General features: G+C 23.2%; 1 pseudogene. It reads right to left on the reverse strand.

Annotation, left to right across the window (positions count from 1 at the left end):
- Window positions 1–1,247: pseudogene (locus D9R21_RS07675) on the reverse strand (hypothetical protein); the annotation flags it as partial.

The following is a 1,247-nucleotide window of genomic DNA, read 5'->3' on the forward strand; positions in this document are numbered from 1 at the left end:
ACCAGTTATTAAAATAATTTCTTTATTATTATTAAATTTATTAATATTTCAATTACTATTTTTGCTATCACGTCACACAACAAAATAATACTTATTATCAATTTGATTAAATACATTATCATTTTTATAAATTTCTTTTCAATAATTTTTAGGTGGAGTAGGTCCACCAGAAAAATTAAAATATGATGAATTTAATAGTACTTGACAATCTTTAAATTCTCAATAATCATCTTCTATTTTATTAGGAGTTGAAACTAATTCAAAATAGTAAGGAGAAAACAATTTAACATCGTCATTATAGCCTTTATTGATTGCGTATTTACTATATGTATAGTTTGATAACATATAGATAATTTGTTTAAATATTTTTACAGCATTATCATTTAAAGATTTATAATTATCTAATTTTCAATTTTCAAATAAACCATCAATAACATCTTCAGGCTTTTGTCCTTCGAATTTTTGTCTTAATTCTGCCGCTTTATTAGTGGGATTACCTTTTTCGTCATATTTTGCACCTTGAAATTTTCTATCATAATTATAACGATATGTTAAATAATTTAACAAAACAATATTTAATTCTTTAACGTCTAACAAACCTAAAATATCAGTACCTTGAATATAGTTTTTGGCAATACTTCATGGTAAAAAACTTTCGGTAAATCAATATTGAAATACTCTTAAATTAGGGTTTGTTTCAATTGGCATTGATAATAATGGCACTAAACTAGCATTTTCAACTATTGATGATGGATAAGAATAAACACCATTAACATTACCCCAGCATTTAATATTACCAAATAACATTGATTTAGGATATTTAATTTCAATTCCAGTAAATACTGTATCTTCTGGTAATGATTTTTGTAATACTAAATGAATGCTATTTTGATTTTTTCATTTAAAGTCAGTTATTTTTATTAAATGCGTAGATTTAATAATATCAATTCCATCTGGTGAATAAGGGCGTTTGTATTCTTCAATGATGTAACATTCATTTTTGTTGTCTTCTGTAATTTGTTCATTAATAGATACTATTTTTAAGTCTAATGTTTCTAAAAATTCTTTATCTTGTTTTGAAATATCATTAATTAAAATATCTTTTTCATCAATCATTACATAACTTGTGCTATTATCTTGGACTGTGGTATTTTGTTGAATTTGTAATTTAAAATTAAAATCACTAATTTCATAACCAGTTATTTTAATATATTCATCTTTGTCAATAAAACCTATTTTAACGCTAT

The organism is Spiroplasma endosymbiont of Megaselia nigra (genome assembly GCF_003987485.1).
In the GTDB taxonomy this organism is placed as follows: domain Bacteria; phylum Bacillota_I; class Bacilli_A; order Mycoplasmatales; family Mycoplasmataceae; genus Spiroplasma.